Source organism: Streptomyces seoulensis, assembly GCF_004328625.1.
GTDB lineage: Bacteria > Actinomycetota > Actinomycetes > Streptomycetales > Streptomycetaceae > Streptomyces > Streptomyces seoulensis.
The window spans coordinates 4,455,809-4,478,896 of the sequence record NZ_CP032229.1 but is presented as its reverse complement, the minus strand read 5'-3'; the positions used below and the strand labels follow the sequence as shown (position 1 = coordinate 4,478,896).

Below are 23,088 nucleotides of genomic sequence, written 5' to 3'. Positions count from 1 at the left end.
CCGGACAGCGTCGACCCGGCGCTTTCGCTCAGCGTCGTTCGGGCTTCGCGCTGCGCGACATGAGCTCCTTGAGAGCGACCACCGGCGGCTTGGCGTCGTGCACGATTCCGACGACCGTCTCGGTGATCGGCATGTCGACACCGTGCCTGCGGGCCAGATCCAGCACGGACTCGCTGGACTTGACGCCCTCGGCGGTCTGCTTGGTGACGGCGATGGTCTCCTCGAGGGTCATGCCCTTGCCGAGGTTGGTGCCGAAGGTGTGGTTGCGGGACAGCGGTGAGGAGCAGGTCGCCACCAGGTCCCCGAGCCCGGCGAGTCCGGAGAACGTCAGCGGGTCGGCGCCGAGCGCCATGCCGAGCCGGGTGGTCTCGGCGAGGCCGCGCGTGATGAGCGAGCCCTTGGCGTTGTCGCCGAGTCCCATGCCGTCCGCGATGCCGACGGCGAGACCGATGACGTTCTTGACCGCGCCGCCGAGTTCGCAGCCGATGACGTCGGTGTTGGTGTACGGCCGGAAGTACGGGGTGTGGCAGGCCGCCTGGAGCCGCCGGGCGACCTCCTCGTCGGTGCAGGCGACCACGGCGGCGGCGGGCATCCGCGCGGCGATCTCACGGGCCAGGTTGGGCCCGGTGACCACGGCGATCCGCTCGGGGCCGACCTTGGCGACGTCCTCGATGACCTCGCTCATCCGCATGGCGGAGCCGAGTTCGACGCCCTTCATCAGGGAGACGAGCACGGAGTGCGGGGCGAGCAGCGGGGCCCAGTCGGCGAGGTTGTCGCGCAGGGTCTGCGAGGGGATCGCCAGCACGACGAAGTCGGCGTCCCCGAGGGCCTCGGCGGCGTCGGAGGTGGCGCGCACGCCCGGCGGAAGCTCGACGCCGGGCAGGTAGCCGGGGTTGGTGCGCGTGGAGTTGACCGCGTCGGCCACCTCGGCGCGGCGGGCCCAGAGGGTGACCTCGCAGCCGGCGTCGGCGAGGACCACGGCGAAGGCCGTGCCCCAGGAGCCGGTGCCCATGACGGCGACCCGGACAGGCGTGCTCACTTGCCGCTTCCCCCTTCGGTGACGGTGGGCGTGGCCTCGGCGGCGGGCGCGGGCACGGTGTCCTGGACCTTGGCCTCGGCGGACTGGGCTGCCGGGGCGGACTGGGCGCGGGTGCGGCGGCGCTGCTCGATCCGCTCGCGGCGCGGGTCGTAGGGCACGGCCGGGGCCTTCTCGCCGCGGATCTCCTCCAGCTGGCGGGTGACGGCCGCCATGATGACCTCGGTGGCCTCCCTGAGGACATCGGCGGTCATCTCCCGGTCGTAGAACCGGGAGAGGTCCACCGGCGGGCCGGCCAGCACATGGTGGGTCTTGCGCGGGAAGAGGTGCGGCTTCTTCGCGTAGGGCGGCAGGAGTTCGTTGACGCCCCACTGGGCGACCGGCACGACCGGGCACTTGGTCTGCAGGGCGACGCGGGCGGCACCGGTCTTGGCGGTCATGGGCCAGCCGTCGGGGTCGCGGGTCAGGGTGCCCTCGGGGTAGAAGGCGACGCACTCGCCCTTCTCCACCGCCTCGATCGCGGCGCGGAATGCGCTCAGCGCGTCGGTGCTCTCGCGGTAGACGGGGATCTGTCCGGTACCGCGCATCGCGGCGCCGACGAATCCCTTCTTGAAAAGGCCGCTCTTCGCCAGGAATCGCGGAACCCGTCCGGTGTTGTACTGATAGTGCGCGTACGCGAAGGGGTCCACGTGGGAATTGTGGTTCACCGCGGTGATAAATCCGCCGTCGGCCGGAATGTGCTCCATTCCTCGCCAGTCCCGCTTGATCAGAACCGCCAGCGGCGGTTTGCAGATCACCGCGGCGAAGCGGTACCAGAAGCCGATTCTGCGGCGGGACACGCGGACACCTTCCTCCATGGCCTCTGAGGGCCTTCACCTCGGCCGGGGGCCGCACAAGTGTGACTCCGGGCCGCCGGTCTGTCGAGAACACCGTACGCCCGCATGTCCCGGGCGACCGCCCCCGGACTGGCCTTCACAGCATTCCCCCACACCCCGGGGCGGCTCGGTACGCCTGGTGGGAGCGGGTGACAATGAGCGCGGACAGAGAGGGACGGTACGCCGGTGCAGTGGAGCTTGGTCATCCCCCTGAAGCCCTTGGCACGGGCGAAAAGCAGGCTCGCGGACGCGATTGCCGAAGGGGCCCGCCCCGGGCTGGTGCTGGCGTTCGCGCGGGACACGGTGGCGGCCGCACTGGAGTGTCCCGGGGTCGCGGATGTGGCGGTCGTCACGGACGACCCGGTGGCCGGGCGGGCGCTGGCCGCGCTCGGCGCCCGGATCGTGCCGGACGAGCCGGCGGGCGGGCTGAACGCCGCGCTGGCGCATGGCGCCTCGGCGGTGCGCGCTGCCCGCCCGGAGGCGGCCGTGGCCGCGCTCAACGCCGATCTGCCCGCCCTGCGCCCGGCCGAACTGGCGCGGGTGCTCACGGCGGCCGCCGAATTCCCGCGCGCCTTCCTTGCCGACGCGGCCGCCCTGGGCACGACCCTGCTCGCGGCGGCGCCCGGCCGGCAACTGGCCCCGGCCTTCGGCGGTGCCTCGCGCGCCCGGCACCGCGCCTCGGGCGCGGCGGAACTGGCGCCGGGGAGCGTGGAATCGGTACGGCGGGACGTGGACACGGGCGAGGATCTGCGGGTGGCGCTGGAGCTGGGCGTGGGCCCGTACACGGCGGCGGCGTGCGCCTCGTGGACCGCTCCGGTGCCGCTGGCCGGGCAGTAGGCTGCGGACATGCAGGCCACCGCTTACACCTACGACCCCGAGAGCCGCAGCGGGCAGGTGCTGCTCGACGACGGCACCCCGGTGCCCTTCGACGCGGCCGCCTTCGACGCGGGCGGGCTGCGGCTGCTGCGGCCCGGTCAGCGGGTGCGGATCGAGACCGAGGGGCGGGGCGAGGGGCTGCGGATCACCCTGGTGACCCTCCAGACCTTCTGAACGGGCGCTGAGCGACCGCAGGAACGCACCGCGGGCCGGACTCCCCTGGGGAGTCCGGCCCGGCGCGTGTGAGCCCTGGTGGGACCGGGTGCCGTGGAAGGCCGTGCCTCTAGCGGGCGGTGGTCTTCTTGGCGGTGGTCTTGCGTGCCGTCGACTTCTTGGCGGGCGCCTTCTTGGCGGTGACCTTCTTCGCGGGAGCCTTCTTCGCGGTGGTCTTCTTGGCGGCCGCGGTGGTGCCGGTGGCCTTCTTGGCCGGGGCCTTCTTCGCGGCGGCCTTCTTGGCGGTGGCCGTCGTCTTCTTCGCCGGCGCCGCCTTCTTGGCGGTGGTCTTCTTCGCGGCGGCCTTGGTGGCCTTCTTCGCCGCGGCCTTCTTCACGGTCGCGGAAGCGCCGCCGGTCAGGCTGCCCTTGGGCGCCTTCTTCACGGAGACCTCGCCACCACGGGGAAGCTTCTTGGAACCGCTCACCAGGTCCTTGAAGCCCTGGCCGGCGCGGAAGCGCGGGACCGAGGTCTTCTTGACCCGAACACGCTCGCCCGTCTGGGGGTTACGGGCGTAGCGGGCGGGGCGGTCCACCTTCTCGAAGGACCCGAAGCCGGTGACCGAGACCCGGTCCCCCGCGACGACGGCGCGGACGATGGCGTCCAGGACCGCGTCGACAGCATCGGCGGCCTGCTGGCGGCCACCCATCTTGTCGGCAATCGCTTCTACGAGCTGCGCCTTGTTCACGTCTTCCCCTTCGGAGACATCGCCAGAACGAAAGTGTTCAAGCTTTTTCGCACGTTAGGCAGATATATACCGCAAATCAAACACGAAACGGGCTTCTCACCCTTGTGCCGCATCGGGTTCGGCGGTCCCGGACGGATTCAGCGGTCCTCTTCGGGCATCCGGCCCGCTTCGAGGTCCGCGGTGAATCGTTCGAGACGCGTTGCCGCGCCGGCGAGATCGTGTTTGGCCGCGGCCGTAATGACCAGCAGCTTCCGGGTCAGCGCCATCCGTACGCCCTCCGGGACTTGCAGTGTGCGCACGGTTGCGTGCGCTTGTTTGAGTTGATCCGCGACCGCCGCATAGAGCTGGAGTTGGCCGTCGTGTTCCATGCACAGATTGTGCCATCTGGGGCGAGTTGTCGCCTGCGCAGGGGGCAACTGCCGCCTCCGCGCGCCGTTTCGGGGCTCGGCGAGGGGGTGCCGCCGGAGACCGCCCGGACCTGCAACTTCGTTGTGATGAGGGGGAGTTGGCGGGCGGGACGGGTGCGCTCGGAGGCGTCCGGACCCGGACATGCGCGTACCCCCAATCGTGGCGATCGGGGGTACGCGGCGGCCGTCGAGGTGGCCGAAACCTTATGCGTGCGAGCGGTTGCTCAGCTCGTCAGCGTGCGGGGCTTGTGCGCCGGGCGGGCGCTCTCGAAGGCGGCGATGTCGTCCTCGTGGCGCAGGGTGAGGGAGATGTCGTCCAGGCCGTTCAGCAGCCGCCAGCGGGAGTTCTCGTCCAGCTCGAAGGGGGCGGTGATGCCCTCGGCGCGCACCTCGCGGGCTTCGAGGTCGACCGTGACCGCGGCCTCGGGGTCGCGTTCGGTCAGCTCCCAGAGCGCGTCCACGACCTTCTGCTCCAGCACCACCGTGAGCAGGCCGTTCTTCAGCGAGTTGCCCCGGAAGATGTCGGCGAAGCGGGCGGAGATCACGGCCTTGAAGCCGTAGTTCTGCAGCGCCCAGACGGCGTGCTCCCGGGAGGAGCCGGTGCCGAAGTCGGGGCCGGCGACCAGGACCGTGGCGCCCTGCCGCTCGGGGCGGTTGAGGACGAAGGTGTCGTCCTTGCGCCACGCCTCGAAGAGACCGTCCTCGAAGCCGTCGCGGGTGACCTTCTTGAGCCAGTGGGCGGGGATGATCTGGTCGGTGTCGACGTTGCTGCGGCGCAGCGGCACGGCCCGGCCGGTGTGGGTGGTGAAGGCTTCCATCGTTATCGCACTCCAGCGGGCACGGGGGTGTCGGACAGGTCGGCGGGCGAGCCGAGGTGGCCGAGGACGGCGGTGGCGGCGGCGACCTGCGGCGACACCAGGTGGGTGCGGCCGCCCTTGCCCTGCCTGCCCTCGAAGTTGCGGTTGGAGGTGGAGGCGGAGCGCTCCCCCGGCGCGAGCTGGTCGGGGTTCATGCCCAGGCACATCGAGCAGCCCGCGTACCGCCATTCGGCGCCGGCCTCCTTGAAGACCACGTCCAGCCCCTCGGAGACGGCCTGGAGGCCGACCCGCGCGGAGCCGGGGACGACCAGCATCCGTACGCCGTCGGCGATTTTGCGGTCCCGGAGGATCTCGGCGACGGAGCGCAGGTCCTCGATGCGGCCGTTGGTGCAGGAGCCTACGAAGACGGTGTCCACGGCGATGTCGCGCAGCGGCTGCCCGGCGGTCAACCCCATGTATTCCAGGGCCTTTTCGGCGGCGAACCGCTCCGATGCGTCTTCGTACGAAGCCGGGTCGGGGACGTGTGCCGAAAGCGGCGCTCCCTGGCCGGGGTTGGTGCCCCAGGTGACGAACGGGGAGAGTCCGGCGGCGTCGATGACGACCTCGGCGTCGAAGACCGCGTCGTCGTCGGTGCGCAGCGTCTCCCAGTACGCGACGGCCGCGTCCCAGTCGGCGCCCTCGGGGGCGTGCGGGCGGTCCTTCAGATAGGCGAAGGTGGTCTCGTCGGGGGCGATCATGCCCGCGCGGGCGCCGGCCTCGATGGACATGTTGCAGATGGTCATCCGCGCCTCCATCGACAGCTTCTCGATGGCGGAGCCCCGGTACTCCAGGATGTAGCCCTGGCCGCCGCCGGTGCCGATCCGGGCGATGATCGCCAGGATCAGGTCCTTGGCGGTGACACCCTCGGGCAGTTCGCCCTCGACGGTGATCGCCATGGTCCTCGGGCGGGCCATCGGCAGCGTCTGGGTGGCCAGCACGTGCTCGACCTGCGAGGTGCCGATACCGAACGCCAGCGCGCCGAACGCGCCGTGCGTGGAGGTGTGGGAGTCGCCGCAGACCACGGTGGTGCCGGGCTGGGTCAGTCCGAGCTGCGGGCCCACCACGTGGACCACGCCCTGCTCGACGTCGCCCAGCGGGTGCAGCCGCACCCCGAACTCGGCGCAGTTCGCGCGCAGCGTCTCCAGCTGGGCGCGGGAGACCGGATCGGCGATCGGCTTGTCGATGTCGAGGGTCGGGGTGTTGTGGTCCTCGGTGGCGATGGTCAGGTCGAGGCGACGGACCGTACGGCCGCTCTTGCGCAGGCCGTCGAACGCCTGCGGGCTGGTCACCTCGTGCAGCAGGTGCAGATCGATGTAGAGGAGGTCGGGCTCGCCCTCGGCGCGCCGGACGACATGGTCGTCCCAGACCTTCTCCGCGAGTGTCCTACCCATCGCTTTCCCTCCGGCCGGCCACGGTTCCGCCGACGCATCTAGAGAACCTGAGGAAGGGACGCCCGCGCCGTGATCTCGGTCGTACGGGCGCCCGGCACCGCGCCCGCCGTACGCGGGCCGCCGTGTGCTTCCAGAGTGGCGCGTTCCGGAGAAAATTGAACTTGCGTTTCACAGAGTGAGACGGGAGTATCGCTGCATGGACAACAGTAGCGGCGTCGGCGTTCTGGACAAGGCGGCCCTTGTCCTGAGCGCTCTGGAGTCCGGTCCGGCCACCCTCGCGGGTCTGGTCGGGGCCACCGGACTGGCACGACCCACGGCCCACCGGCTGGCCGTGGCTCTGGAGCACCACCGGCTGGTGGCGCGGGACATGCAGGGCCGGTTCATCCTGGGCCCGAGGCTGTCGGAGCTGGCCGCGGCGGCCGGCGAGGACCGGCTGCTGGCGACGGCCGGCCCGGTGCTCACGCATCTGCGGGACGTGACGGGCGAGAGCGCGCAGCTCTACCGGCGCCAGGGCGACATGCGGATCTGCGTGGCGGCCGCGGAGCGGCTGTCCGGACTGCGGGACACGGTGCCGGTGGGCTCGACGCTCACGATGAAGGCGGGTTCCTCGGCGCAGATCCTCATGGCCTGGGAGGAGCCCGAGCGGCTGCACCGGGGTCTTCAGGGGGCACGCTTCACGGCGACGGCGCTGTCCGGGGTGCGCCGCCGGGGCTGGGCACAGTCGATCGGCGAGCGGGAGCCGGGCGTGGCCTCGGTCTCGGCGCCGGTGCGCGGGCCGTCCAACCGTGTGGTGGCTGCCGTCTCGGTCTCCGGACCGATCGAGCGGCTGACCAGGCATCCCGGCCGGATGCACGCCCAGGCGGTGATCGACGCGGCCTCCCGGCTGTCCGAGGCGCTGCGCCGCTCCGGCTGAGCACTCCCCCGACGCTTCCACGCTTCCCCCGGGCGGGAGCGGGCCCCAACGCCGCGGCCCGCTCCCGCCCGATCTGTCTCGCTCAACGGGGCTTCGGCGTACGGCTGTTGGGAGCGGCCCCAGAAAACAGCGAAGGCCCCTCGCCTGCGCGAGGAGCCTTCTTTCTGTACCCCCGACCGGATTCGAACCGGCGCTACCGCCTTGAGAGGGCGGCGTGCTAGGCCGCTACACAACGGGGGCCTGGACACTGCGTTTCCGCAGGTCCGAGCTGGTCTACCTGGACTCGAACCAAGACTAACTGAACCAGAATCAGTCGTGCTGCCAATTACACCATAGACCAATGATGGTTTAGACCAGTCAGTACCCCCGACCGGATTCGAACCGGCGCTACCGCCTTGAGAGGGCGGCGTGCTAGGCCGCTACACAACGGGGGCCCTAGCGATTCCGAGTGATCGGAACCAGTACCCCCGACCGGATTCGAACCGGCGCTACTGCCTTGAGAGGGCAGCGTGCTAGGCCGCTACACAACGGGGGCTCGCGGACAAGATCCGCGGGTGCAGATGAGCTCTGCGAGCTGGCCTACCTGGACTCGAACCAAGACTAACTGAACCAGAATCAGTCGTGCTGCCAATTACACCATAGGCCACTGGAACGCAAGCCCCGAGTGGGGATCTTGTTCTAGCAGATGCGCCTGGGGCCCGGCCTTTCGGCCCGTTCCCCTCGGCGCAGGAAGAACATTACCCGAAGGTGGACGGGGCTCCAAAACGGGTATCCGCGCGGACCAGCGCCGGGAGTTCGGCGAGGCTGGTGATCCGGTGCGCCGGCGCCGTCCCGGCCGTCCGCGCGTGCGGGCCGCCCCGGTCGATCCACACGGACAGCATCCCGGCCTCCGCCGCGCCCCGCCCGTCGATCTCCGGATGGTCCCCGACGTACGCCACCTCGTGCGGAGGCAGCCCCAGCCCCTCGCAGGCCGCCAGGAAGGCCCCGGCGGCCGGCTTGGACACCCCCAGCTCCACGGCGCAGAGCACGGACTCGAACCGGTCCCGCAGGCCCAGGACGCGCAGCTTGTGCTCCTGGACGGTCAGGCTGGAGTTGGACAGCACCGCGTGCCGGTGCTCCGGGAGGGCGTCCAGGGCGGGGAGCACGTCCGGGAAGACCTGCCAGGCCGCCTGGTAGTGCCCGACGTAGCGCAGAAACCATTCCTCAGCTTCGGCGTCGCTGAGTTCCGCCCCCAGGAACGCCCGTACGCGGTCCAGCCGCTGCCCCTCGAACGTGGCCTCCCCCGCCGCGTGCCGCGCCCAGTGGGCCTCGGTCGCCGACCGCCACGCCGCGAGGGCCTGCTCAGGCGTGTCGAACCGGGCGAGCAGCCCCTCCGCCAGGAGGTGCGCCCGCATGCCCTCACGGTCGGCGGTGGTGTAGTCGAAAAGGGTGTCGTCCACGTCCCAGACCACGGCTCGGATGCTCATGGGGCGACGGTAACGGGCACCCGCCCCCGCGGCAGCGCGCCGGAACGCCGAGGGGCGGCATCCGGTGGCCGGATGCCGCCCCTGGCGGTGTGGCGTTCGTTACGCCGCGAGCCGCTCCAGCGCCGCGTCGATGCGGGCCAGCGTCGTCTCCTTGCCGAGCACCTCCAGGGACTCGAACAGGGGAAGGCCGACCGTGCGGCCGGTGACGGCCACACGGACCGGGGCCTGGGCCTTGCCGAGCTTGAGGCCGTGGGCCTCGCCGGCGGCCAGCACGGCCTCCTTGAGGGATTCGGCCGAGGTCCAGTCGGCGGACTCCAGCTTCTCCCGGGCGGTGCGCAGCAGCGCGTCCGAGCCTTCCTTCATGGCCTTGGTCCAGCTCGCCTCGTCGAAGACGGGCTCGGGCAGGAAGAGGAAGTCGACGTTGTCGGTGATCTCGGAGAGCACCTTGAGCCGGGTCTGGGCGTGCGGGGCGATCGCCTGCCACTTGGCCTCGTCGAAGTCCTCCGGCGCCCAGGGGGCGAAGGGGGCCCTCAGCCACGGGTCGCATCGCTCGGTGAAGTCCTTCACGTCGAGCAGCCGGATGTGGTCGGCGTTGATCGCCTCGCACTTCTTCAGGTCGAAGCGCGCCGGGTTGGGGTTCACGTCCGAGATCTCGAAGGCGGCCACCATCTCCGCGATGGAGAAGATGTCCTGGGCCGCCGAGAGCGACCAGCCCAGCAGGGACAGGTAGTTGAGCAGGCCCTCGGGCAGGAAGCCGCGCTCGCGGTAGAGGTTGAGCGAGGACTGCGGGTCGCGCTTGGAGAGCTTCTTGTTGCCCTCGCCCATCACGTACGGCAGGTGACCGAAGGCCGGGATCTGCTTCGCGATGCCCAGCTCCATCAGCGCCTTGTACAGGGCGATCTGGCGCGGGGTGGAGGAGAGCAGGTCCTCGCCGCGCAGGACGTGGGTGATGTCCATCAGCGCGTCGTCGACCGGATTCACCAGGGTGTACAGCGGGGCGCCGTTGGCGCGCACGATGCCGTAGTCCGGGACGTTCTCCGGGAGATAAGTGATCTCGCCGCGCACCAGGTCGTCGAAGGTGATCGCCTCGTCCGGCATCCGGAAGCGGACGATCGGCTCGCGGCCCTGGGCCGTGTACTCCTCGACCTGCGCCTCGCTCAGCTCGCGGCAGTGGCCGTCGTAGCCCGAGGGCTTGCCGGCGGCGCGGGCGGCCTCACGGCGGGTGTCCAGCTCGTCCTGGGAGCAGTAGCAGCGGTAGGCGTAGCCGCCGTCCAGGAGCTTGGCCGCGACGTCCTTGTAGATGTCCATGCGCTCGGACTGGCGGTACGGCGCGTGCGGGCCGCCGACCTCGGGGCCCTCGTCCCAGTCGAAGCCGAGCCAGCGCATGGAGTCCAGGAGCTGGTTGTAGGACTCCTCGGAGTCGCGGGCCGCGTCGGTGTCCTCGATCCGGAAGACCAGGGTGCCCTCGTGGTGGCGGGCGAACGCCCAGTTGAACAGGGCGGTGCGCACCAGGCCCACGTGGGGGTTACCGGTGGGCGAGGGACAGAAACGGACGCGTACGGGGGAGCCTGCTGCGCTAGCCACGCTTGACAACCTTGTTGGTGAGAGTGCCGATGCCTTCGATGGTGACGGCGACCTCGTCGCCGACGCTCATGGAGCCGACGCCCGCGGGGGTGCCGGTGAGGATCACGTCGCCGGGGAGCAGCGTCATGGCCTCGGAGATGTTGACGATCAGGTCCTCGATGGGGTGGACCATCTCGCTGGTGCGCCCGAGCTGGCGCTGCTCGCCGTTGAGGGTGAGCTGGACGGTGAGGTCGTTCGCGCGGGCGAGGTCGATGTCCGTCTCCACCCAGGGGCCGAGCGGGCAGGAGGAGTCGAAGCCCTTGGCGCGGGCCCACTGCTTCTCCCGGCGCTGCACGTCGCGGGCGGTGACGTCGTTGGCGCAGGTGTAGCCGAAGATGACGTCCTTGACGCGCTCGCGCGGGACCTCGCGGCACATGCGGCCGATGACCACGGCCAGCTCGGCCTCGTAGTGCAGTTCCTCGGTGAAGGGCGGGTACTGGATGCCGTCGCCGGGGCCGATCACCGAGGTGGAGGGCTTGAAGAAGGCGAACGGGACGTCGGGCACGTCGCTGCCCAGTTCCCTGGCGTGCTCGGCGTAGTTGCGGCCGAAGGCCACGACCTTGTTGGGGAGCACCGGCGGGAGCAGCCTGACCTTGCTGAGGGGCACCTTGGTGCCGGACAGCTCGTGGTCGGCGAAGGGGATGCCCTTGATGATGTCGAGGACGAGCTCGTCCTGCTTGTCGCCCTCGACCGCGCCGAAGGCTACGTTCCCGTCGATGGAGAACCTGGCGATGCGCACGGGATTCTGGCGCCTCTCACTGAGATCCGGCGTACTGACGTCCCAGGTTAACCGGTCCGCGCGTCCGGCGTTCGGCCGGTGCGGCGGGCGGTGGTTATACGGCGCGGAAACCGGGGCGGATTAATTCCGGATATCCGGGGAGGCTCGGGGTGACGTCCGGCGGGGCGGCGGCCCGTTGGTGGCGCGGTCCGCCGGGCACGGGGCCGGGGTGCGGGCGTATTACGGGGAATGCCACCGGAGGGGGCGGGAAATGCGCGGGACGGGATTAGCCGGGGCGGATATCGCGTGCGCGCGGTTAAATCCGCCGGACGCCGCCGGACCGGAAAAGCGAGCGCGGCCCGGTGGGCCGTCACGGTGGACGGGCCGCCGGGCCGCGCTCGGGCGGAGCGGGTGCGCTCAGACGCCGGCCTCGACCACGGCGGAGGCGGGCAGCTCCATCAGAATGGTGCGCCGGGGGTTGGCGGTCCGGTCGGGGAGGTCGGTGGGGTGCTCGGGCAGCTCGGCGATCCGCAGGTCGCCGGCGTCGTCCAGGTGCGCCAGCGTCGTGCGTCGCGGGTTCGCCGTCGTCTGGAACATCATCGTCGTCTTCACCGTTGTCGTCCTGTGGCCTCGGGATCGGGGGGCGTGATCGGGTGGGAATGGGCAGAGCAGCTCATCCTGTAAAGCGTCAGGCTAAACATGCGAATCCCCGTCACTCACGTGAACCACCCGTGATGGGCGTGTGAGTTTGCTCACTACGAGCCACATAAATAGGTCAATTCAGACCCGCGGCCGGGTGCGATGAAACGGACATTGCTCATCCGAACCCATCATTCCGCTCCTGATCATGGCGACTGGGACACCGTTCGAGCCTCCCGTACGGGCGCTCGACTCGCCGGAATTGCCCGCCTATACGGGTGATCCGGTTCCACCGGTCGTGATCCCCGGATCACGCGCCGTCACGTAGGTCACAGCTCGGGGTGCGTCCCTTGTTGGAGATCCGGCACTGTGCTGGAATGCCACGGACCGCCGCAGGAACGAGCCGGCGCAGGGGGCGCGACGCCGCGCCGAGTGGCGGTGAGCAAGGGGGGAATCCAGCGCCGGTCACTCAAGACCACACGGGGGGCGTATTCAGGGCGCCCTTCATGACGCCGACACCGTGTCCCGCCGTTCGCGCGGAGGGGCGCCTGGTCCAGAGGTTGCGACGCTAGTGCAGGGACGTTTCAAGAGGGATGGCAGCGGTTCGGCCGAGCCGGAGCCGCAGGGCGGGACTGCCCCCATGACCGGCGGCTCCTCGCACCAGCACGCCCAGGGCGCCGGCAAGGCACCGTCCGGCGACAAGGGTGAGCGCGGGGGACGCCCCGGCGCGTCCGCCCCGGCCGGCGCGCCCGGCGCCAAGCCCGCGGCGGCGCCCGCCGCGAAGACGACCAAGACCACGCCCAGCACCGGCTCCCGTATGGCGCTGCGCAACTGGCGCATCTCCACGCGCCTGGTGTCGCTGCTCGCGCTGCCGGTGGTCGCGGCCACCACCCTCGGTGGTCTGCGCATCGGCGACTCGATGGACGACATCAAGCAGCTCGACAACATGAAGCTGCTGACCGAGATGACCCAGCGCGCGACCGAGCTGGCCGCCGCGCTCCAGGAGGAGCGCGACCAGTCCGCCGGTCCCCTGACGCACGGTCTCAAGTCGTCCGACTACACGGTCAAGGGTTTCCGCGACAAGACGGACAACGCCAAGAAGACCTTCGAGGACTCCGCCGAGGACATCGACGCGGCGAGCAAGGACGGCAACCTCCAGGGCGTCCGCGACACCCTGGTCGGCCTGGTCTCCCAGCTCGACGCGCTCGGCAAGATCCGCCGGGACGCGTACACCTCCGAGGGCAACTCGACCCAGACCGTCGAGGCGTACCACCGGCTGATCAGCCAGCTCATCGACCTCTCCCAGGACATGGCCGAGGCGTCGAGCAACCCGGAGATGATCCAGCGCACCCGCGCCCTGGCCGCGTTCTCCTCGGCCAAGGAGTACGCGTCGGTGCAGCGAGCCGTCATCGCGGCCGCCCTGCCCGCCAGCAACGCCACCAAGGGCGACCTGTCGACCAACGACCGCCTCTACGGCGAGGCCGCGTACGACAGCGAGAGCTCCGAGCTCAACATCTTCCGCAAGGTCTACGCGAGCCAGGGCGCCGAGGAGATCCTCAAGCCCATCGACGAGAACAACCCGACGATCCAGGCGGCCGACCTCTACGCCAAGCGGGTCTTCGACTCCCGCGACGGCGTGGCCGGACAGCCCGCCCGCTCGTACCTGGACTGGATGGACGACAGCTCCACCAAGATCCAGCAGATGAAGAAGATCGAGCACGAGCTGCTCGACAGCATGGAGCAGAAGGCCCGCCAGCTGAAGGCGACCTCCGAGCAGGAGGCGATCCTCTCGGGTGTGCTGATCCTGCTCGTGCTCGGCGTCTCGCTGGTCGGCGCGTTCGTCGTGGCCCGGTCCATGATCCGCTCGCTGCGCCGCCTCCAGGACACCGCCACCAAGGTCGCCCAGGACCGTCTGCCCGAGCTGGTCAAGCAGCTCTCCGAGTCCGACCCGCAGGACGTCGACACGTCCGTGGAGTCGGTCGGTGTGCACTCGCGGGACGAGATCGGCCAGGTGGCCGCGGCCTTCGACGAGGTGCACCACGAGGCGGTCCGGCTCGCCGCCGAGCAGGCGCTGCTGCGAGGCAACGTCAACGCGATGTTCACCAACCTCTCGCGCCGCTCCCAGGGCCTGATCCAGCGTCAGCTCTCGCTCATCTCCGAGCTGGAGTCCCGCGAGGCCGACCCGGACCAGCTCTCCTCGCTGTTCAAGCTCGACCACCTCGCGACCCGCATGCGCCGTAACGGCGAGAACCTCCTCGTCCTCGCCGGTGAGGAGCCCGGCCGCCGCTGGACCCGCCCGGTCCCGCTGGTCGACGTGCTCCGCGCCGCCGCCTCCGAGGTGGAGCAGTACGAGCGCATCGAGCTGGCGTCGGTGCCGGGCACCGAGGTCGCCGGCCGCGTCGTCAACGACCTCGTGCACCTCCTGGCCGAGCTGCTGGAGAACGCCACCTCGTTCTCCTCCCCGCAGACCAAGGTCAAGGTCACCGGTCACGCGCTGCCCGACGGCCGCGTGCTGATCGAGATCCACGACACCGGCATCGGCCTCTCCCCCGAGGACCTCGCCGCGATCAACGAGCGCCTCGCCGCGCCGCCCACCGTGGACGTGTCGGTCTCCCGCCGCATGGGTCTGTTCGTGGTCGGCCGGCTGTCGCAGCGCCACGGCATCCGCATCCAGCTCCGCCCGTCCGACTCCGGTGGTACGACCGCGCTGGTCATGCTGCCCGTCGACGTCGCCCAGGGCGGCAAGAAGCCCGCTCCGGGCAAGGCCGGCGGCGGCTCCGGCGGCGGTCCCGCCGCCGCGCAGGCCGCGGCCGGTGCCGCGGCGGCGCGCCGGAACAACGGCGGTGGCGGTGGCGGTGCCCTCGGCGGCGCCCCGGCGGCCGGTGGACTCCTGGCCGGCGGCCCCGGCCAGCGCGGCCAGGTCGGCGCGGGCCAGGGCCCGCGTGCGGCGCTGCCCGGCAACGGCCAGAACGGCGGCCGCCCCGGCGGTCCCGGTGGCGCCCGTGGCCCGCAGGGTCCCGGTGCCTTCCAGCAGAACCAGCCCGGCCAGCAGAACCAGCAGAGCCAGCAGAACCGTCCGGCCCCGGCCGGCCAGGCGCCGGGTGCCCCGCAGGGCATGCACACCGCGAACCCCGGCGGCCAGCAGCAGGACCCCTTCGGCGGGCGCGGCCCGGCCCAGCAGCAGCGCGGTGGCGCCGGTGCCGGTGCCGAGCAGGGACGTCAGCCGCAGCTGCCGCCGCGTGGCGGCCCGCGTGCCGAGCTGCCCGGCGGCAACCCCGCCTCGCGTGCCTCGCTGGACGTGCCGCGCGGCCATGACGAGCAGGACCCGTCGCAGACCGCGCGCATGCCGCGCATCGACGACCGCCACGGCATGGGCGGCACCGCCGAGATGCCCCGCATCGACGCGCAGGACCCCTCGCAGACCGGCGGCTTCCCCCGCCAGGACCTCTACGGCGCGGGCGACCAGCAGCAGCACACCGGGCAGTTCGCCCGGCCCGGCGCCAACGGGGCCCAGCACACGGGCCAGTTCCAGCGTCCGGGTGCGGGCGACCCGCAGAACATGGGCCAGTACCAGCAGCCGGGCGCCCCGCAGGCGGGCGGCTACGGACGGCAGCAGGGCGGCGACGAGTACACCCGCCCCGACCTGTTCGGCGGCCCCCAGGGTCAGCAGCAGGGCCAGCAGAATCCCCAGGCCCCGCAGCACACCGGCCAGTTCCCGGTCCAGCAGGGCTATGACGCGTACCAGGCCGGCAACACCGGCCAGCACGCGCTGCCCGCCCGGCAGGCGCAGCACCAGAACGGCGGGCAGGCCGCGCAGAACCCGAACCAGGCCGCGAACACCGGCCAGTTCGAGCAGCAGCGGCCCGCCGCCCCGCAGCGTCCGGCGCGTCAGGCGCCGGCCGACAACTGGGCGCTGCCCCCGGCCCCGGCCGGCAACTCCGGTGACGGCCGTACCCCGCTGTACGACACGCTGGAGACCAACTGGTTCCAGCAGGAACAGCAGCAGCAGTCGGAGTCCGCTCCGGCCGCCCCTCAGCAGCCGCAGGCGCAGGCCCCCGCGCCCGCCCCGCAGCAGTCGTCGTCCACCACCGGCTCCTGGCGCACCTCTCCGAACGACGAACTCGTCCGGCAGGCGGAGCGCGTACGGCAGCCCGCGGCGGGCGGTGTCACCACCTCCGGTCTGCCGCGCCGTGTGCCCAAGGCGAACCTCGTCCCGGGCACGGCACAGCAGCAACAGCACCACAGCGGTCCGCAGGTCTCCCGTGCGCCTGACGACGTACGCGGCCGGCTGACCAATCTCCGTCGGGGTATCGCTCAGGGCCGTCAGGCCGGGGGCGGCCAGACCGGCAGCTTCCCGAGCCCCACTCACCAGCAGGAGCGTTAGTTGAGTCCGATGAGCCAGGCGGCACAGAACCTGAACTGGTTGATCACCAACTTCGTGGACAACACCCCAGGGGTGTCGCACACGGTGGTGGTCTCCGCCGACGGCCTTCTGCTGGCGATGTCCGAGGGCTTCCCGAGGGACCGAGCCGACCAGTTGGCGGCCGTCGCGTCCGGCCTGACCTCTCTCACGGCCGGGGCGTCCCGGATCTTCGAGGGTGGCAGCGTGGCGCAGACCGTCGTCGAGATGGAACGCGGCTTCCTGTTCCTCATGTCCGTCTCGGACGGGTCGTCCCTCGCCGTGCTCGCGCACCCCGAGTGCGACATCGGCCTCGTCGGCTACGAGATGACGCTGCTCGTCGACCGCGCGGGTGCGGTACTCACCCCGGACCTGCGCGCCGAACTACAAGGCAGTCTGCTCCACTGACCCACCCCGGCACCACCCAGCACACGAAACAACCGTCCGGCCGCCACAATCCCCCCACCGGCCCCGTCAGACGGCACGACTGACCAACTTGCTGTCCCGCCCGGAGGATTCATGACCCCGCCCAACGCCTCTCATGATCCGTACGCGGAACCGTACGGCGACGAGGGCGACCAGCCACTGGTACGTCCTTACGCGATGACCGGTGGCCGGACCCGGCCGCGCTACCAGCTCGCCATCGAGGCGCTGATCAGCACCACGGCCGACCCGGCAGCGCTGATGGGAATGCTCCCTGAGCACCAGCGCATCTGCCACCTCTGCCGGGAGGTCAAGTCGGTCGCGGAGGTCTCCGCGCTCCTGGCCATGCCCCTCGGCGTGGCCCGCATTCTGGTGGCCGACCTCGCCGAGGCCGGCATGGTCGCCGTTCACCAGCCGGGCGGCGACGAGAACAACGGCGGCGCTCCCGATGTGACGCTGCTCGAAAGGGTGCTCAGTGGACTTCGCAAGCTCTGACTCGGGGCGGGCCACGACCTCCGCCAAGATCGTGGTGGCGGGCGGCTTCGGCGTGGGCAAGACCACGTTCGTGGGCGCCGTCTCGGAGATCAACCCGCTGCGCACCGAGGCCGTCATGACGTCCGCGTCCGCGGGCATCGACGACCTCACCCACACCGGGGACAAGACGACGACCACCGTCGCCATGGACTTCGGCCGCATCACCCTCGACCAGGACCTGATCCTGTACCTCTTCGGTACGCCCGGTCAGGACCGCTTCTGGTTCATGTGGGACGACCTCGTGCGCGGCGCCATCGGCGCGGTGGTGCTGGTCGACACGCGCCGGCTCGCGGACTGCTTCCCGGCCGTGGACTACTTCGAGAACTCGGGTCTGCCGTTCGTCGTCGCCCTCAACGGCTTCGACGGCCAGCAGCCCTACAACCCCGACGAGGTCCGCGAGGCCCTCCAGATCGGACCCGACGCGCCGATCATCACGACCGACGCCCGGCACCGTTCGGACGCCAAGAGCGCGCTGATCACCCTGGTCGAGCACGCCCTGATGGCCCGCCTGCGGTAGGGCCCAAGTGCGATCTGCCGTAAGGCAGTTGTCGTAGCTCACCCGGAGCCGGCTGTGGCCTTTGACACGGTCGGCTCCGGTGTTCATAACAGTTCGGCAGAGGAAATGCCGTAGTTCGCCACGCGACGCGGTCGACCGGTACCGCTGCGCTCACAAAGCCCTTGCCTTTTGCGGGGCTCGCTCGGTAATGACCCGTTTTATCTGCTGCTTACAACGGCGCCACCTCCGTTTGTTACTGCCCAGGTCGACATGCTGGAATGCCTGAACTGCCCAGGGGTCAAAGACGTACTGAGTGGTCGAAGAGGAACCGGGCTCTGAGAGACTGCGGCACGACAGGTGCCGACCCGCCGAGAGGTTGTTGGTCGAGTGAGGCGAAGCAAGAACGGTCCCGAGCCGTCGGCACGGGGCAACTTCACCCCGCCGCCGCGCGCTGCGGCGCCCACCCCCGTGGTGGCCGGACCGGAGCCGGAGGCCGCTTCCGGGTCCAGCGGGGGCCGCTTCTCCCCGCGCAACTGGCGTGTGCCGACCAGGCTGAACGCGATCCTGCTCATACCCGTGCTGGTCGCCCTCGTCATGGGCGGCTTCCAGGTGAAGCACTCGATCGACACCTGGCAGGACGCCCAGGACGCGGAGAACACCGCGGTCCTGGTGCAGGCGTCCCTCTCCTACGCCGACGCGCTCTACAACGAACGTGACAGCAGCGCCGCTCCCCTGCTCAAGGGCAAGGCGGCCACCGCGCAGGACAAGGCGACGGTCGACGCGGCCCGCAAGAACACCGACCAGGCCGCCGCCGCCTTCAACCGGGCGGCCCAGAACATGCCGGCCAAGCCCGGTCTGGAGCGCCGCCTCAAGCTCTTCCGCGAGTCCGAGCCCTTCCTCCAGACGCTGCGCGCGGGCGCCTACGGCCCGAAGTTCACCGGCGTCCAGACCGAGGAGGGCTACGTCAAGGTCGCCCACCCGCTCATGGAGTTCGCCAACGAGCTGGGCCTGGGCACCGGGAACATCACGTCCTACGGCCGTACCGTCTACGCGGTCTCCCTGACGAAGTCGGCGCTGTCCCTGGAGCGCGCGATCGGCATGCACATGCTGATCAAGCCGGGCCCGGACGCGCCGAACCTGGCGAGCCAGCGCGTGGCCCTCTCCTCCTACGCCTACCTGGAGGGCATCGCCTCCGGTGAGTACATCGGCGGTGGCACCCAGGCCGACGCCGACCGGCTGGAGCAGGAGAAGCGCGACATCCAGAACCAGGGTGCCGCGATGGTCGCCGAGGCCAAGGCCAAGGACCCCTCCTACAAGGCGCCGCCGTCGGACCCGACCAAGATGGTCGCCGCGGTGGTCCAGCTCAGCTCGACCGACCCGGTGGAGCGGCAGCAGCTCGCCGTGCAGGGCATCACCCCGGCCAACTGGTGGGCGGTCAACACGCTGAAGTTCAAGGCGTACCGCTCCATCGAGTCCGACATGGCCGGCCGCGCGGTGAGCGACGCCTCCGCCATCGCCGACGACGCGCGCAACTCCGCGATCATCACCGGTGTCGCCGTCATCCTGGTCCTGCTGCTGGCCTTCATCCTGGCCGGTACGGTCGCCCGTCAGATGAGCCGCGCGATGCGCCAGCTGCGCAACGCCGCCTTCGGCATCGCCGAGCAGCGGCTGCCGATGCTGGTCGACCAGCTCTCCCGTACCGACCCCGGCCGGGTCGACACCCGGGTCGCCCCGATCCCGATCCACACCAAGGACGAGATCGGCGAGGTCGCCCGCGCCTTCGACCAGGTCCACCGCGAGGCGGTGCGGCTCGCCTCCGAGCAGGCGCTGCTGCGGGGCAACATCAACGCGATCTTCACCAACCTGTCGCGCCGCAACCAGTCGCTGATCGAGGGCCAGCTGACCCTCATCACCGACCTGGAGAACAACGAGGCCGACCCGGACCAGCTCGAGAACCTCTTCAAGCTGGACCACCTGGCCACCCGTATGCGCCGCAACGGCGAGAACCTGCTGGTCCTCGCCGGCGAGGAGCCCGGCCGCCGCTGGGACCAGCCGGTCCCGCTGGTCGACGTGCTGCGCGCCGCCTCCTCCGAGGTGGAGCAGTACGAGCGCATCGAGCTGTCCGGCGTCCCGGAGGCCGAGATCCACGGCCGCGCGGTCACCGACCTCGTGCACCTGCTCGCCGAGCTGCTGGAGAACGCCACCACGTTCTCCTCCCCGCAGACCAAGGTCCGCGTCACCGCGACCCGTCTCCCCGACGGCCGCGTGATGATCGAGATCCACGACAAGGGCATCGGCCTCACCGCCGAGGACTTCGCGGACATCAACCACAAGCTGGCCAACCCGCCGACCGTGGACGCCGCGATCTCGCAGCGCATGGGTCTGTTCGTGGTCGGCCGGCTGTCCGACCGGCACGGCATCCGCGTCCAGCTCCGCCCCTCGGGCGAGCAGGCCGGTACGACCTCCCTGGTCATGCTGCCCGACGCGATCACCCACGGTGGTGGCGGCGAGACGCAGCTGGACCGCGAGGAGTTCACGGTCTCGCAGATCATCCCGGAGCAGCAGTTCGGCGGCGAGAGCTTCAGCCCCCAGCCGCAGGCGCCGGCCCAGCCGATGCGCACGGCGGCGGAGCTGGGCTTCGACGACAGCCGCTACACCGAGGTGCCCGACGACCTGCGCGGTCTGGACCCGGTCGGCCGTTCCCTGGAGCGCGAGGAGCGCCGGGCGGCCCTGGAGGCCCAGGCGCACCCCGGCCAGCAGGACGGCGCCGAGGGCGGCCGCCCTGGCTACCAGGACGGCTTCGGCCAGACGCCCGGCGGTTACGCCGAGAACGGCTCCGGCTTCCCCGAGCAGCGCCGGCCGGACGCCTACCAGGACCAGCAGGCGTACCAGGAGCAGCAGCAGCCCGCCTACGACGAGCAGTACTTCGGGCAGGACGGCTCCGTCCCGCAGAACGACGGTTTCTCCGCCAACGGTGGCTTCCCGCAGTCGGGTTACCCCCAGCAGGGCCAGAACACGCCTGCCGGTGACGCCTTCGGCGGCTCGTACGACAACCGGCAGCAGTCCTTCCAGGACGACTGGCCCCAGCAGAACGGTTTCCAGAACGGCTACCCCGCCCAGTACGCTGGCGAGCCGGAGCAGGAGCAGGCCGCCGACCCCGGTGACCTGGGGTCCAACGGCCACGGAGGCTTCGAGCGTCCGGCGCCGGGCGGTCCGGCCGCGGGCGGTGTCACCAACGCGGGTCTGCCCCGCCGCGGTGGTGCGGGCGGCTCGGCCCCGCAGGGCGGCTCCGGCGGCCTGAACGTGAACGGTTCGGGCGGACTGGGCTCCAGCGGCCTCGCCTCCAACGGGCTGCACGGCCCGAACGGGTCGAACGGCTCGGGCGGACTGAACGGTTCGGGCGGGCTGAACGGTTCGGGCGGGCTGAACGGCTCCGCCGGAGCAGGCGGCGCGTCGCACGGCGGCCAGGAGGCTCCGGCCGCGGCGGGCACCGGCCCCGACGACTGGCGCTCGGCGAACGACGAGCGCTGGCAGCAGGCTTCGCAGCTGCGCAAGCCCAAGGCGGGCGGGGTCACGTCCTCCGGCCTGCCGCGGCGGGTACCCAAGGCCAATCTGGTCGAGGGCACCGCCGAGAGCACCCCTCAGGGGGGCCCACAGGTCTCCCGCGCCCCGGAGGATGTCCGGGGCAGGCTGAGCAACCTGCGTCGAGGCGTCCAGCGCGGACGCAGCGCAGGCAGTGAAACGAACGGCCAGGCCACCAACCATCAGCACGGTGGGCCTGACAGCACCTACGACCAGGAGCGTTAGTGTGAGCCCGATGAGCCAGGCGGCACAGAACCTTAACTGGTTGATCACCAACTTCGTGGACAACACTCCGGGTGTGTCCCACACCGTGGTGGTCTCCGCCGACGGACTCCTTCTGGCGATGTCCGAAGGCTTCCCCCGCGACCGCGCCGACCAGCTCGCGGCCGTCGCATCCGGTCTGACGTCCCTGACGGCAGGCGCCTCCCGCATCTTCGAGGGGGGCAGCGTGAACCAGACGGTTGTGGAGATGGAGCGGGGATTCCTGTTCATCATGTCCGTATCCGACGGTTCGTCGCTCGCGGTCCTGGCCCACCCGGAGGCGGACATCGGCCTCATCGGGTACGAGATGGCCCTTCTGGTGGACCGTGCGGGCACGGTCCTGACCCCGGATCTCCGGGCGGAACTCCAGGGCAGCCTTCTCAACTAACAAGCGGACGGTGCGCGTTCGCGTCCCGGGGCCGTAAGGTCTTGGGACGCGGCTCCACAGCGATGGTGCCCGGCACAGTCGGAGGAGGAGAAAGTGGCAACACCCCCAGGCGGTCCGTCTTCGGGCAACTGGTCGTACGGTCCCGCACAGGGACAGGACGGCGGCTCGGCGAACGGATACGACTTTCCCTCCGTCCCGGACCGCAGGCAGCCGTACGCGCCGCAGGGCCCCGGCCCTTCGCCGTACGACCAGCCGTCGGCCCCGCGCATCCAGCCGGTACAGCCGCCGCGGCGCCAGGAGCCCGCGGCCGCCTCGACCGGCGCCAGCAACCCCTTGGTGCGTCCGTACGCCATGACCGGCGGCCGGACCCGCCCGCGCTACCAGCTCGCCATCGAGGCGCTGGTGCACACCACCGCAGCACCGCACCAGATGCAGGGGCAGTTGCCCGAGCATCAGCGGATCTGCAACCTGTGCCGGGAGATCAAGTCGGTGGCCGAGATCTCGGCCCTGCTCACGATCCCCCTCGGCGTGGCCAGGATTCTCGTCGCCGACTTGGCGGAGGCGGGCCTGGTCGCCATCCATCAGCCCGGCGGCGACGAGAACGCCGGCGGCCAGCCAGACGTGACACTGCTCGAAAGGGTGCTCAGTGGACTTCGCAAGCTCTAGCGGCGGTCCTTCCCGCTCCACCACCTCCGCGAAGATCGTGGTGGCGGGCGGCTTCGGCGTGGGCAAGACCACGTTCGTGGGGGCCGTCTCGGAGATCAACCCGCTGCGTACCGAGGCCGTCATGACGTCCGCGTCGGCGGGCATCGACGACCTCACCCACACCGGGGACAAGACCACCACCACGGTGGCCATGGACTTCGGCCGCATCACCCTGGACCAGGACCTGATCCTGTACCTCTTCGGTACGCCCGGTCAGGACCGCTTCTGGTTCATGTGGGACGACCTCGTACGCGGTGCCATCGGCGCCATCGTGCTGGTCGACACCCGGCGCCTGGCCGACTGCTTCCCCGCGGTCGACTACTTCGAGAACTCGGGCCTGCCGTTCGTCATCGCCCTCAACGGCTTCGACGGCAACCAGCCCTACAACCCCGACGAGGTCCGCGAGGCCCTCCAGATCGGCCCGGACGCCCCCATCATCACCACGGACGCCCGCCACCGCGCGGACGCCAAGAGCGCCCTGATCACCCTGGTCGAACACGCGCTGATGGCCCGCCTGCGGTAGCCGCTCCACGTCAAGGGGCCCCTTTCCACACCGGAAGGGGCCCCTTTGTCGTACCCCGCTGCCACACTGGTCCTC

At 70.9% G+C, this 23,088-nt stretch carries 21 protein-coding genes and 5 tRNA genes; 11 read left to right on the top strand and 15 right to left on the bottom strand.

Annotated features, from left to right (window positions below):
* Nucleotides 1–28: 28 nt before the first annotated feature.
* Nucleotides 29–1,039, bottom strand: a complete 1,011-nt coding sequence (locus D0Z67_RS20895) for an NAD(P)H-dependent glycerol-3-phosphate dehydrogenase (protein WP_031181783.1) — start codon at nucleotides 1,037–1,039, stop codon at nucleotides 29–31.
* Nucleotides 1,036–1,875: a lysophospholipid acyltransferase family protein gene (locus D0Z67_RS20890; RefSeq protein WP_031181782.1), complete on the bottom strand. Its 840-nt coding sequence runs from the start codon at nucleotides 1,873–1,875 to the stop codon at nucleotides 1,036–1,038. Before D0Z67_RS20890 ends, D0Z67_RS20895 begins: the two co-directional genes overlap by 4 nt.
* A 222-nt stretch (nucleotides 1,876–2,097) precedes the next feature.
* On the opposite strand from D0Z67_RS20890, the gene cofC reads away from it, so the two are divergent.
* Together cofC and D0Z67_RS20880 are read left to right on the top strand one after the other, a co-directional pair.
* Nucleotides 2,098–2,748, top strand: coding sequence for a 2-phospho-L-lactate guanylyltransferase (cofC, locus tag D0Z67_RS20885; protein ID WP_031181781.1), 651 nt, complete (start codon nucleotides 2,098–2,100; stop codon nucleotides 2,746–2,748).
* A 9-nt stretch (nucleotides 2,749–2,757) separates the two neighbouring features.
* Nucleotides 2,758–2,961, top strand: coding sequence for a hypothetical protein (locus D0Z67_RS20880; RefSeq protein ID WP_031181780.1), 204 nt, complete (start codon nucleotides 2,758–2,760; stop codon nucleotides 2,959–2,961).
* A gap of 109 nt (nucleotides 2,962–3,070) precedes the next feature.
* On the opposite strand, the gene D0Z67_RS20875 is transcribed toward D0Z67_RS20880, so the two are convergent.
* From D0Z67_RS20875 to leuC, 4 genes are all read right to left on the bottom strand, one after another.
* Complete coding sequence (locus D0Z67_RS20875) at nucleotides 3,071–3,688, bottom strand: HU family DNA-binding protein (RefSeq protein ID WP_031181779.1); 618 nt, start codon at nucleotides 3,686–3,688, stop codon at nucleotides 3,071–3,073.
* Between the two features lie 137 nt (nucleotides 3,689–3,825).
* Nucleotides 3,826–4,056 carry an SCO5555 family protein gene (locus D0Z67_RS20870; RefSeq protein ID WP_030808451.1) on the bottom strand — a complete coding sequence of 77 codons (231 nt, stop codon included), beginning with the start codon at nucleotides 4,054–4,056 and terminating at the stop codon, nucleotides 3,826–3,828.
* A gap of 263 nt (nucleotides 4,057–4,319) precedes the next feature.
* A complete protein-coding gene (gene leuD, locus D0Z67_RS20865; protein ID WP_031181778.1) occupies nucleotides 4,320–4,913 on the bottom strand; it encodes a 3-isopropylmalate dehydratase small subunit in 594 nt (197 codons plus the stop codon).
* A 2-nt stretch (nucleotides 4,914–4,915) separates the two neighbouring features.
* Complete coding sequence (gene leuC, locus D0Z67_RS20860) at nucleotides 4,916–6,343, bottom strand: 3-isopropylmalate dehydratase large subunit (RefSeq protein ID WP_031181777.1); 1,428 nt, start codon at nucleotides 6,341–6,343, stop codon at nucleotides 4,916–4,918.
* A gap of 196 nt (nucleotides 6,344–6,539) precedes the next feature.
* Here leuC and ndgR point away from each other — a divergent pair, with 196 nt between their 5' ends.
* Nucleotides 6,540–7,256 (top strand): IclR family transcriptional regulator NdgR, encoded by a 717-nt coding sequence (gene ndgR / locus D0Z67_RS20855; RefSeq protein WP_030808445.1) that lies wholly within the window; start codon nucleotides 6,540–6,542, stop codon nucleotides 7,254–7,256.
* 167 nt (nucleotides 7,257–7,423) lie between these two features.
* On the opposite strand, the gene D0Z67_RS20850 is transcribed toward ndgR, so the two are convergent.
* From D0Z67_RS20850 to D0Z67_RS20810, 9 genes are all read right to left on the bottom strand, one after another.
* Nucleotides 7,424–7,496: transfer RNA gene (locus D0Z67_RS20850), tRNA-Glu, on the bottom strand.
* Nucleotides 7,497–7,524: 28 nt separating this feature from the next.
* A tRNA-Gln gene (locus D0Z67_RS20845) sits at nucleotides 7,525–7,596 on the bottom strand.
* A 21-nt stretch (nucleotides 7,597–7,617) separates the two neighbouring features.
* Nucleotides 7,618–7,690, bottom strand: a tRNA-Glu gene (locus D0Z67_RS20840).
* Nucleotides 7,691–7,718: 28 nt separating this feature from the next.
* Nucleotides 7,719–7,791 (bottom strand) — tRNA-Glu (locus D0Z67_RS20835).
* Nucleotides 7,792–7,830: 39 nt separating this feature from the next.
* Nucleotides 7,831–7,902 (bottom strand) — tRNA-Gln (locus D0Z67_RS20830).
* A 91-nt stretch (nucleotides 7,903–7,993) separates the two neighbouring features.
* A complete protein-coding gene (locus D0Z67_RS20825; protein ID WP_031181776.1) occupies nucleotides 7,994–8,722 on the bottom strand; it encodes an HAD family hydrolase in 729 nt (242 codons plus the stop codon).
* A 99-nt stretch (nucleotides 8,723–8,821) separates the two neighbouring features.
* On the bottom strand, nucleotides 8,822–10,306 hold the full coding sequence (gene gltX / locus D0Z67_RS20820) for a glutamate--tRNA ligase (protein ID WP_078873391.1): 1,485 nt from the start codon (nucleotides 10,304–10,306) through the stop codon (nucleotides 8,822–8,824).
* Nucleotides 10,299–11,084 (bottom strand): fumarylacetoacetate hydrolase family protein, encoded by a 786-nt coding sequence (locus tag D0Z67_RS20815; RefSeq protein WP_031181774.1) that lies wholly within the window; start codon nucleotides 11,082–11,084, stop codon nucleotides 10,299–10,301. Before D0Z67_RS20815 ends, gltX begins: the two co-directional genes overlap by 8 nt.
* Nucleotides 11,085–11,480: 396 nt before the next feature.
* Nucleotides 11,481–11,675: a hypothetical protein gene (locus tag D0Z67_RS20810; RefSeq protein ID WP_031181773.1), complete on the bottom strand. Its 195-nt coding sequence runs from the start codon at nucleotides 11,673–11,675 to the stop codon at nucleotides 11,481–11,483.
* Nucleotides 11,676–12,273: 598 nt separating this feature from the next.
* Here D0Z67_RS20810 and D0Z67_RS20805 point away from each other — a divergent pair.
* From D0Z67_RS20805 to D0Z67_RS20770, 8 genes are all read left to right on the top strand, one after another.
* Nucleotides 12,274–16,086: a sensor histidine kinase gene (locus tag D0Z67_RS20805; RefSeq protein ID WP_031181772.1), complete on the top strand. Its 3,813-nt coding sequence runs from the start codon at nucleotides 12,274–12,276 to the stop codon at nucleotides 16,084–16,086.
* Nucleotides 16,087–16,095: 9 nt separating this feature from the next.
* Nucleotides 16,096–16,509: a roadblock/LC7 domain-containing protein gene (locus tag D0Z67_RS20800; protein WP_020128762.1), complete on the top strand. Its 414-nt coding sequence runs from the start codon at nucleotides 16,096–16,098 to the stop codon at nucleotides 16,507–16,509.
* Between the two features lie 111 nt (nucleotides 16,510–16,620).
* Nucleotides 16,621–17,019, top strand: coding sequence for a DUF742 domain-containing protein (locus tag D0Z67_RS20795; RefSeq protein WP_030808431.1), 399 nt, complete (start codon nucleotides 16,621–16,623; stop codon nucleotides 17,017–17,019).
* Nucleotides 17,000–17,575 carry a GTP-binding protein gene (locus D0Z67_RS20790; RefSeq protein WP_030808427.1) on the top strand — a complete coding sequence of 192 codons (576 nt, stop codon included), beginning with the start codon at nucleotides 17,000–17,002 and terminating at the stop codon, nucleotides 17,573–17,575. The genes D0Z67_RS20795 and D0Z67_RS20790 overlap by 20 nt, the downstream gene beginning before the upstream one ends.
* Nucleotides 17,576–17,941: 366 nt before the next feature.
* Entirely contained in the window at nucleotides 17,942–21,361 is a 3,420-nt protein-coding gene (locus D0Z67_RS20785; RefSeq protein WP_031181771.1) for a sensor histidine kinase, read from the top strand.
* Between the two features lie 10 nt (nucleotides 21,362–21,371).
* A complete protein-coding gene (locus tag D0Z67_RS20780; RefSeq protein ID WP_005479603.1) occupies nucleotides 21,372–21,785 on the top strand; it encodes a roadblock/LC7 domain-containing protein in 414 nt (137 codons plus the stop codon).
* Between the two features lie 93 nt (nucleotides 21,786–21,878).
* On the top strand, nucleotides 21,879–22,451 hold the full coding sequence (locus tag D0Z67_RS20775) for a DUF742 domain-containing protein (RefSeq protein WP_031181770.1): 573 nt from the start codon (nucleotides 21,879–21,881) through the stop codon (nucleotides 22,449–22,451).
* On the top strand, nucleotides 22,432–23,013 hold the full coding sequence (locus D0Z67_RS20770; RefSeq protein ID WP_030793786.1) for a GTP-binding protein: 582 nt from the start codon (nucleotides 22,432–22,434) through the stop codon (nucleotides 23,011–23,013). Before D0Z67_RS20775 ends, D0Z67_RS20770 begins: the two co-directional genes overlap by 20 nt.
* Nucleotides 23,014–23,088: the final 75 nt, after the last annotated feature.